This is a genomic window from Bacillus sp. LR_5, from assembly GCF_042709275.1.
Genome location: NZ_JAVAXX010000600.1, coordinates 1 through 1,213 on the forward strand (window position 1 = coordinate 1; position 1,213 = coordinate 1,213).

Sequence of the window (1,213 nt, forward strand, 5' to 3'; positions counted from 1 at the left end):
TACGTTTTTCGCTTCTACGCGTTCAACGATACCAGGGTGTTTACAAATAACAGCGGCACCAGAGTCTTTACCTGATACGTATTCCATACCAGTTCCAACGAATGGCGCTTCCGGCTGCATCAAAGGCACAGCCTGACGTTGCATGTTCGCTCCCATGAGGGCACGGTTGGAGTCATCGTTTTCTAGGAACGGGATACATGCTGTCGCAGCAGAAACAACCTGCTTAGGCGATACATCCATGTAGTCTACACGGTTTCTGGAAACAACGGTGTTCTCCCCGCGGAAACGGGCTACGATGCTGTCATCAATAAATGCGCCTTCGTCATCAAGACGAGCGTTCGCTTGAGCGACAACATAGTTATCCTCTTCATCAGCAGTTAAGTAATCGATTCTGCCCGTTACCTTCCCTGTTTCAGGGTCAACGCGGCGATATGGCGTTTCGATAAAGCCAAAACGGTTTACTTTTGCATATGATGAAAGTGAGTTGATCAAACCGATATTCGGACCCTCAGGTGTTTCAATCGGACACATACGGCCATAGTGGGAGTAGTGAACGTCACGTACTTCCATTCCGGCACGCTCACGTGTCAATCCGCCCGGTCCTAATGCTGACAGACGGCGCTTATGCGTTAATTCAGCAAGCGGGTTCGTCTGGTCCATGAATTGAGAAAGCTGAGAGCTTCCAAAGAACTCTTTAATGGACGCAATAACAGGACGAATATTGATCAGCTGCTGAGGTGTAATTGTATTCGTATCTTGAATTGACATTCTCTCACGAACCACACGCTCCATACGGCTTAAACCGATACGGAATTGGTTTTGGAGAAGCTCACCTACAGAACGCAAACGGCGGTTTCCAAGATGATCGATATCATCTGTGTCGCCTACTCCGTGCAGCAAGTTGAAGAAGTAGCTGATGGAAGAAATAATATCAGCAGGCGTAATGTTTTTAATCTCTTCTTCAATGTAAGCATTGCCGATTACATTAATAACCTGTTCTCCTTCTTGATCAGTCGGAGCAAAGATTTTAATCGATTGAAGAGTTACTTCATCTTCAACAACACCGCCATTCGGATACAGCTTTCTGAAACCGATTCCGTTTTCTAAGTATGGCAGTACTTTATCTAGTGTTCTTCTATCAAGAATCTGACCTTTTTCAGCCAGGATTTCTCCTGTTTCAGGGTCAACAAGCGTTTCAGCAAGTCTCTGATTA

At 45.8% G+C, this 1,213-nt stretch carries 1 pseudogene; it reads right to left on the reverse strand.

What is annotated here, in order from left to right:
• Window positions 1-1,213 (reverse strand): annotated as a pseudogene (locus RAC86_RS38845) (DNA-directed RNA polymerase subunit beta); the annotation flags it as partial.